The 8,612-nt window shown below is 36.8% G+C and carries 7 protein-coding genes; 2 read left to right on the forward strand and 5 right to left on the reverse strand.

All coding sequences use genetic code 11. The features are described from left to right. Positions 1-100: 100 nt before the first annotated feature. From JEY82_RS19235 to JEY82_RS19255, 5 genes are all read right to left on the reverse strand, one after another. On the reverse strand, positions 101-934 hold the full coding sequence (locus tag JEY82_RS19235; protein ID WP_304088842.1) for an alpha/beta hydrolase: 834 nt from the start codon (positions 932-934) through the stop codon (positions 101-103). A gap of 269 nt (positions 935-1,203) precedes the next feature. After that, on the reverse strand, positions 1,204-2,106 hold the full coding sequence (locus tag JEY82_RS19240) for a hypothetical protein (protein WP_304088844.1): 903 nt from the start codon (positions 2,104-2,106) through the stop codon (positions 1,204-1,206). Positions 2,107-2,108: 2 nt separating this feature from the next. Then, positions 2,109-3,944, reverse strand: a complete 1,836-nt coding sequence (locus JEY82_RS19245) for an adenylate/guanylate cyclase domain-containing protein (protein WP_304088847.1) — start codon at positions 3,942-3,944, stop codon at positions 2,109-2,111. Positions 3,945-4,150: 206 nt separating this feature from the next. Next, positions 4,151-6,448, reverse strand: coding sequence for a caspase family protein (locus JEY82_RS19250; RefSeq protein WP_304088850.1), 2,298 nt, complete (start codon positions 6,446-6,448; stop codon positions 4,151-4,153). Between the two features lie 96 nt (positions 6,449-6,544). Beyond that, positions 6,545-7,540 (reverse strand): autotransporter domain-containing protein, encoded by a 996-nt coding sequence (locus JEY82_RS19255; RefSeq protein ID WP_304088854.1) that lies wholly within the window; start codon positions 7,538-7,540, stop codon positions 6,545-6,547. A 510-nt stretch (positions 7,541-8,050) separates the two neighbouring features. On the opposite strand from JEY82_RS19255, the gene JEY82_RS19260 reads away from it, so the two are divergent. Together JEY82_RS19260 and JEY82_RS19265 are read left to right on the forward strand one after the other, a co-directional pair. Continuing rightward, positions 8,051-8,344, forward strand: coding sequence for a hypothetical protein (locus tag JEY82_RS19260; RefSeq protein WP_304088857.1), 294 nt, complete (start codon positions 8,051-8,053; stop codon positions 8,342-8,344). A gap of 4 nt (positions 8,345-8,348) precedes the next feature. After that, positions 8,349-8,576, forward strand: coding sequence for a hypothetical protein (locus JEY82_RS19265; protein ID WP_304088860.1), 228 nt, complete (start codon positions 8,349-8,351; stop codon positions 8,574-8,576). Positions 8,577-8,612 lie beyond the last annotated feature (36 nt).

Consider the following 8,612-nt stretch of genomic DNA (forward strand, 5'->3'; position numbering starts at 1 on the left):
AGTATATGTCAAAGAACAAGGGCTAAGCTTATATCATCAGGACTTCTTTTAAAAGATGGAGCCTATGTGACGCTTACTTATGAATCACACATCTACTCTATTACTCATGGCTTTTATAAAAATCAGCACACAATGAAGTCCAAATATTAGCCCATCCTTTAGAATGGGTACAGCCTTGAATTACTTTTAATTGTATTAACCCATTATTACCGGCTTTTTGGCAATATGATTCCGCAATTTGTATGGGGATAATGTTATCATTACTTCCGACGTAATGAAGTTGGGGAATTTTGCATTTGACTGAAATCTGATCTGTTGGATTTAATGATCCTTCCAACGGGGAGACTCCGTGCAATTGCGTCCATTTGATATGATCAAGATTTCCGGCAACAGTCCTTACAGAAGCAACATCTGTCCGTCGCATTGCTATCAATATTGCGACAGCTCCTCCTCCAGAGTAGCCGACTAAGTCAATCTTTTTTGCACCAGTCATTTCTTTTAATTTTGATATAATTTCACTTGTGGAGTTAACTACTTCATCGCTGAATCTGTGTGAAGTCCAGTAGCTAACATCACATCCTCTCGCATTAATACCACCTGTATATTGGCAGGGGCGAGCAATGTACGCAATAGATGGATACGGATCTAAGGAAGCAAGTCTTAAGGCCAAAGGATTGTGCGGGGAAGGGTTGTTAGAAGGTTTGTAACGTCTGGCCCAAGCGCTACCATCTCCTTCAATGTAGATCATCAAATTATCAATTTGGGGGCCTGTTTTTAAAAAAACAACTTGTTCAAATTGTGATGAGCTGATTTGTAAATATTCAAACCCGTTATTATTTCCAATTTTTAGTGCTGTATTTAATGGGTTATCATGAAACAAGCATGCAGAACAAAAAAAAACAGTCAGGATTGTCCCTAAAAAAACTTTATACAATTATTTACCTCTACCAAAAAGAATAATAATTTTGTCTGTAAGTCGCTATCAACTTTTTATGCCTAGCAAACACAAATATGGGTTGTTGTATTATTTAAATACTATTGATAAAATTAAAACATAATTATATGTTCCGCTTAGTTGGCTGACAAATGTTTTTATTAACCACCCGCTATGTGAGAGATAAGAGAATGGTAAGATATTTTTTATTTTATGATTTGTAATAAAAAAGTCATCAACAATTATCTTATCTTTGGCAGTGGAAAAACTTAATAATAGCAAAGCCCGTTAGTGAGTTCTTTCTGATACTTGTACATTCTAGACAGTTCAATATTGTAAGGGTTGTCTTTGATCAATTTTTTGAGCATATTTATGGCGTCTAAATTCATGCTAAAAGCAATATAAAGACTTGCTTCCATCACTTCCTTTGCAATTTGATCACCATCAGAAAGTTTATTAATACCTACTTTAGCGTTTTTAAGTTCTTTAAACTTATCTGAGGTCATAACTTTTATTATCCCCTTTTTAATCAGTTTCTTGCTGCCAGAAGTTGAGATATTCCACATAAAAGTTTTCCCTGGGAGCAGCCTAGCTGAAGGAATGTTCCAAAAATTTTCTTTAACAAGTTTTGCCGTTATACCCTTTTTTTCACAGGTAACGTCCTGAAACGTGACTACTATAGAAGAGGACTTCAGCTTATTGTCCCAATACAACTGTACTTTAGATTTAGGTATAACTGTTACGCAATTCGCTTCTTTATGAGCCTTTAGCGGCTTTCTGAACGCGACTGTTCCGAAGTTAACCACCTGACTTTTCTCAATCATTTTACCTGAACCGGAAGGCATAAAATCTATTACTTTTTTTTCGATTGCCTTCCCAGATATAAGTTTAATTTTTCCTTCTTTAATAATAATTGTTGCAGGACCTGTTATCTTTTCAATGGTTGAGGATTCAAAATTATTAAAAGTGACCGATGCCCCAAAAGGAATAGTTATCAACTCATTAGGATTTAAAAATTCCATGAGTTCCAGTTTTGTTCCGGCAAGTGGACCTTCTTTATAGCTCGCACTTGAACCTTCAAATGAAATAAGCATTGTCGTTTTACTATTAGCAAAGCTCATTGAAGCTATAGACATTAAAATAGATACAAAAATAAGCATCATTTTTTTCATTACTAATTTCCTCCAGACTTATCCTGATTTATAAGAACAGAATACACAAATTCTTCATTGCGTCCCTTGATTTTAACTTTTCCACGAGGCTCCAAATCAACAACATCAATTACATCCTTTTTAACCGTTTCACTGATCAGAATTGGAGCTCCAACCGTTTTGGTCATATGCTCAAGTCTAGAAGCTAAATTGACGGCATCACCAATGACCGTGAATTCAGCTTTATATTTACTTCCGATATTACCCACCATAACATTTCCAGTATGAAGGCCAATTCCTATTTCAAATTTTGGTTCACCGTCTTTTGCCCATTCTTTATTTAATTTGCCAAGGACCTCGTGCATTTCAATTGCTACTCGGATGCCACAAAGACTTGGAGAGACATCACTTTCAATCACACCAAAAAAGGCAAGAAGTCCGTCACCGATAAATTTATCAACAACTCCATTATGCTTGTTCACAATTTCTGCCATTGCCTCAAAGTATTTGTTTAGCCTTCTGACAATTTCTTTAGGAGGTCTGTTCTCTGAATAAGTAGTAAAACTTCTGATATCTGAAAATAAAATACATAATTCCCGGCTGTCTCCTTTGAAAAAATCAGCATCATTTTGTTTTAATAGAGACTCGGCGATGGAAGCAGGAAGGTAACGCTGGAAAACTTTTTTTAACTTTCGCTGCTCTGCGTTGAGTACCCCTTCGCTTAAAAGAATAGATAAAATGTAACTTAAAACAATTGATAAAGCTCCTGATGCAACAGGCATAATAATATATTGAAAAAAGGCAAAGCTACATACTAGCAGATATGCTGTAAGAAAAATTGGTGCCCATACAAATTTGAATCTGTGTGTACTCCATATGGCAGGACCGATTGCCGCGAATGCCAGTAGAAAACTTATCGCCCACTTTTCAAAATTTGAAAATTCAGAAAAATGTTGGTCATCCAAAATTGTTTCAACTATTTGTGCCTGAATCACAACCCCGGAAGATTTTCTGCTTTTTCGCGCTGTAAAGTTGAACAACGGGGTTGGGTGCCTATCCTGATTCCTAATATCCATCGCTCCGACCAGAACGATTTTCTGGGAAAAATTCTTTTTTAAATAATCAAGACGTCTTTCTTTGATCATATGCATAACATCGGACAATTCATATATTTTAAAATGAGTTTCTTCCGGCCTAAAATTTATGCGTACCTGTTTTGGCACATCATTTATTTTTGTTCCTGCAGCTTTTAATATAGCAAGAGAAAAACTATTAACAATTTGTCCCTGATTATTTTTAACCCATAAATTTTGGCGCCTTACCACTCCATCGTCATCGGTCGTCAAATTAAAAAAACCACAATGATCCTTTCCTATAGCCTGTAAGAAGTATGCATGAGGAGCAATAACCGAATCCCCCAAGTCCATAAAACCGGTGACAACTGGAATTCCCGCTAGCTTCGATTTCAAAATAGATTTCAACCAAACCTGACTATATCCTGGAACATAATCATCAAACAAAACATCCGGCAGCAAAAAGTCCAGCCCGATAACTTTAGCTTTTGCAACTCTTAAAGAGTCAATCAATTCAGCTAGATCTTCATGCCATAACAAAAATGGTTTTCGAAATTCTTTTTCGAGGAATGTTTTATCATTTATGCCGATTAAGACAACTTCGGCTGCGGGAGGAGGGCTTAATTTGGATCTGACACCGTGCATATTATCAAGTATCAATTCCTGAAGAATGTCAAAATATCCACTATATGTAAAAAAAGAAATTACGAGAGAAATAAGCAATGCATTAAAAATGCAAAAGGCAGATCGAAACCGCTCAAGCAATGATAAATCATTTTGAAACATTCTATGGCCCTAGTTTAATGGGATTTATTGCTCAGAGTATATAACAATTACTACATAGCTTAACATTAAAAAATAGATATAAAAAAGACCAACCAGTCCTTTTATTTCCTTGATTAAAAGTTTAAAAAAGGCCGACCGTAATTCATTAGTCAGAAACGTAAAGAAAGCGTTGAAAGAACATTTCCAGATTAATCATCAAAAAAGTCCTAATACTTTAAAAGCGTAAAATCATTACCCCTTGAGTGGGAAACCGGAAATTGTGCATAGTTCGCAAATTTTTTACTCAATGCCGGAACTTCTTTTTCAACGAACTTCATAAGTTCACGAATCGTAACGTTTTTATCTTTTTGAGTAGAATCTCCATTTAACGCATTCAAAAGTGAATACGTAAAGACACCATGACCAAGAGTCGCAAGTTCTACGGCATACTGCTCTCTATCTGTTGCAGCTAGCACATGCACTCCAACGTCCCTAGCAAGCATTCTTAAAGACTTAATACCTTTGAAATTTTTAATCGGGGACAAGGCCCCACCAGACTGACAGGCATCGAGGAACAATATGATTCGGTCAGCCCCTACGGATTCAATATAATTTTTAAGATCCTTGGTGGAAATTCCGTTTTTAATAACATTCTCTTCACTGGCGACAGAAATATTTGAAGGCAGAAAATACCATTCTTCTCCAATAATTACACCGTGCCCAGCCATGTATACAATGACTAAATCCTCTCGAGGAATGTATTGCAGTGTTTTAAAAACCTTGGCAATACTTCGATTGTCGGCATCACTGTCGTAAAGTGAAAGCAGTTTTTTTTGGGAAACCGCAAGATTTTGATTTTTATCAAAATAATTATAAAGAGACTGAGCGTCAGGACGTGCATAATCAAGATTAAGACTTGAAACTTTGTAATTATTAATACCTATTGCAACTACCCATATTGTTTTCTGTAAAGAATCTTTTGCTCCGCTAAAAACAATATTTGCGGGATCACTTTCAAGCAATTCATCATTTACTGCAATTGCAGAAAAGACATTGTCGCCACGGCCTAGTTTTACACTGAATTCGCTGACTAATTCCTTTGTTCCTTCCTTATTACTTTTAATTTCGGTCTTCGCTAGACTTTCCGGAACACGTTTTCCGTTTTGATACAACTTAACATCCCGTATTCCGCTTCCTTTTTTATCGCTGCCGACGACTCGGATAATTGCTTTCTGAGAACTTTTGACACTGCCATCAATTTCAACTTTTGCGGCCAGATGAATTCCATCTGAAACAATTGCAACATCATTAAATCCAGCAGACTTTTCATCCTGATGCATCACCCGAGGCAATAAATTGGGCTCATAATAAGCTTGGGAAAAATTGTTAATATTAATAATATGTTCACCGTCCTGCCAATCTACTCCCTCAAGAGCTGCCTGTGTTCCGTCAAATCGTCCCTTACTGTCAACCACAGCCCAGCCATCAACAGCTGAAACTAAGGTAAGCTGCAACTGTTTTGATTTTAGATTCCACAACTTGCATGTTCCATCTTCGGATGCAGTAAGCACATTTTCAGCGTTTTTATCCATGCGAGAAAAAGTTATCTCTTTACCATGCTTACCGATTTCAATAGCTTTTCCAGAGTTGAGGTTGAGGGAATACAATATGCCTTCATTAGTACCGCAAACAGCTTCACCTTTGTCGCTATTTACATCCAGACTGACAATTCTGCCTTTGATGTTTTTAAAAAAAACAGTTTTTTTGTTAAGTCCAAGATTCCATTTGGCAATATTACCGTCTTCAGTTCCCCAAAGAAGAATGTCCTCGCTGCAGGCAATTGTGGTAATATTATCCTTGGTTGAGATAATATCAACAACAACATAAGAATCTTTATCGACTACAAATATTTCATTTTTGGAAACAAGTAACACCGGACCAGTTTCACTGATTTCAAGTGCCAAAAAAGGTTTAGTACCAATTTGATGAACGTTAGCACTATTTTTTACCTTGGGGTCGAACTGTGTTAATTCCCCGTGTAAACCTCCAAAAATAACAATTCCGTTTTTTTGAAAAGCAACCAGATTTGATGGAGGACAACAATAAATTTTTTCAGTCTTTAAGGTTTTGAAATCCCATGAATAAACTGAACCGTCAGAACAAATATAAATACAAAGAGAAGAATCAGGAGATATTTTAAGATTTATGATTTCGTCTTCGAGAGCAGTGCTGAGAGCAACTTCCCGCCCGGCATACAAATCCCATAAGCGTAATTTGTTTTTACCAACAACAGTGATCAAATAATGTTCATCAGAACTTAGAGCGAGGGAGGAAATTGGACCGACAACAATCTTACTAAAATTCAATCTAGGCTTAATTTTGAAATCAAGGGAGCGTGAAATGGCAGACCTTGTCATACGTGAGGCGTGTGCTCCTCGCGATGGGAAGCGGGCGTGTACAGAGTCGATGAAAAAAAGAGCAAGTGAAAAAATAATTCCAATACATATAAAATATTTTTTTCCCATAACTCCACTTCCAAAATTATAAGATCCGGCCCCCCGCCTGTAAAACGAAAAGACCGGATCTGCTTACTAATAAATATATGATACCACTTAAAACTCTTAGAAATCAAAACGGACGAGCAGAGAGCCGCCCAAGGTATCCTTATCAACGTTTGTTAAGCCAAACCCTTCAGCAGAAATGGCAAAAGAACCAATGTAGTAGTTCAGGCCGAGTGCGCCTTCCCATAAATGATCTTCAAGGTGAGCTCTGTTGTTGTTAATAAGGTTTTGATAATATGTGCCTCGGAAATAAGGTTCCACCCCGTTTTCAAATCCGTACCCTATCCGACCGGAGACTCGACCTTCACCAAGGTATGTATCTTCATAGTTATGATTGAAGTCCTCGTTCATATACATGAATCCGGCTTCAAGTGCCATTGTCAAATTTTCGTAGACCCATGCATATTCACCACTGATGTCTCCAGTCAATCTGACACCTGAGTAGTTCTGGTTGTTCTGGTTTACATCATAATCTGAAAAAGCGGTATTAAGTATACCTTTCAATGTAAAGGCATCATTTACACGATAAGCAGCGTAGGGAGATATTGAATACCCGTTGCCGTTTTCTGTATAGCCTGTTAATTTTGTTTTGCTCCAAGTATTTTCATAACCAGCAGCAACACCTAGAGCAAGTTTGTCGTCAAGTAGCAATGTATCAAGACCAAACATGCCAAGACCAAGGGTATTTGTAGATTGGTAGCCAGACTTATTTACACCAGTATCAGAATATGCACCAAGCCCCCATAAACCTAGCCCCTGTTCCTCAAAAGCATCTCCAGAAGAGAGGCCCGCAACTAAGTTCTGCTTACTTGGTTTTGGGGAAAACACACTCATAATACGGGATGTAATAATCTGTGTAGTTGTACGAGCCGTATCAGCTGCTTTGTTTTCTCTGGCTACAACAGTTTCGCTAACAGGACTTGATGAATATGAAGAACTACTGGAAGAGCTATCGGAAGGGCTGCTGTCAGCTCGAACATTACTGTTAGCCCAAGGAATACATAGTAGCATAGCCAGCAGTAAGGCTACCCCTTTTAAACATTTTGCCAATTTCATGAAACAAATACCTCCATAAATTTAATTAATAATAACCTTACACGTATTAACCTAAATAATCAATTTTTTTGTAATAAAAAGACCACTCTCGCTACGACGAACGATCCATTGTAATATTTTGCAAGTATATTTGTTATCCTTGTCAACGTGTGATTGTAAATTCTTAGCATGACACTCTGTTGGACCTGTTCAAAACTTCTTGAGCTCTCAGTTTTTCTTTAACAAATTACTTAATTTCTTGAAACTAGCTTTGGAAACTTAAGTCATTAAAACAAGAGCTTCAAGATCACGTTCTTTAATTTTCAAATACTACCATTGGCCTTATTAATAGAAATGTTACGACTACTTGATTTACAAAATACAAAAGAGGTGATATCCCGAATTAATTTATTTTATAAATTGAATTTTGCGATTGTCTATATTTATTATAGATAAAAAAATAATTAATAGATCTTCTTTTGTTAGATAATTACTGAAGACAAAAAGCTGCGATGAAAAAGGGAAATATATATGTCTCATTTCTTTTACACCATAATTTTTTGTTTATTGACGGTCTCAAACGCTATGGCTGGAGCCAACACTGGGGATATTATTATTGATAGCGAAGTGGGGACGGTCACGACCATAACTACAGGCCGTAACAGTGCAGAAACCAATGTCCATTCAGTCCGTGTCCATGATGGATACTCGTATCATGGGGATATTGTTATTAAAGGCAAGGAAGGAAACGTAACTAATATGGGGTCTAATCATAAAGCTAAAACAGTTAATCGTGGCTCAGTTATTATCGGCCCGCGGAAATAATATTATGAGAAAAAAAGTATGTATCGCTTTGAGCGTAATAATTTTTGCTGTGATGGGTATGATTTTATCTGGAAATGTTTCTGCTAATGATCTTGATGACGGTATTGGTTTTGAAGATGAGCTTCATTTTGGGAATGATCTGGGTAAAAAAGTTAATATTCTTTATATGAAACAAAAAGGACAAGCAAAAAAGGTTCCTCGACGTTCCGTGTGGAATTCAGTCATTCCATAATAAGTCCCGGATCGGTGCCCCAATGAGGTAGATCAT

The sequence above is a fragment of the Maridesulfovibrio ferrireducens genome (assembly GCF_016342405.1).
Lineage (GTDB): Bacteria > Desulfobacterota > Desulfovibrionia > Desulfovibrionales > Desulfovibrionaceae > Maridesulfovibrio > Maridesulfovibrio ferrireducens_A.

Excerpts from the sequence above, each read along its gene's own strand:
- JEY82_RS19240 (WP_304088844.1), bottom strand. The coding sequence starts at position 2,106 with ATGAAAAAAATGATGCTTATTTTTGTATCTATTTTAATGTCTATAGCT.
- JEY82_RS19245 (WP_304088847.1), bottom strand. The coding sequence starts at position 3,944 with ATGTTTCAAAATGATTTATCATTGCTTGAGCGGTTTCGATCTGCCTTT.
- JEY82_RS19250 (WP_304088850.1), bottom strand. The coding sequence starts at position 6,448 with ATGGGAAAAAAATATTTTATATGTATTGGAATTATTTTTTCACTTGCT.
- JEY82_RS19255 (WP_304088854.1), bottom strand. The coding sequence starts at position 7,540 with ATGAAATTGGCAAAATGTTTAAAAGGGGTAGCCTTACTGCTGGCTATG.
- JEY82_RS19260 (WP_304088857.1), top strand. The coding sequence starts at position 8,051 with ATGTCTCATTTCTTTTACACCATAATTTTTTGTTTATTGACGGTCTCA.
- JEY82_RS19265 (WP_304088860.1), top strand. The coding sequence starts at position 8,349 with ATGAGAAAAAAAGTATGTATCGCTTTGAGCGTAATAATTTTTGCTGTG.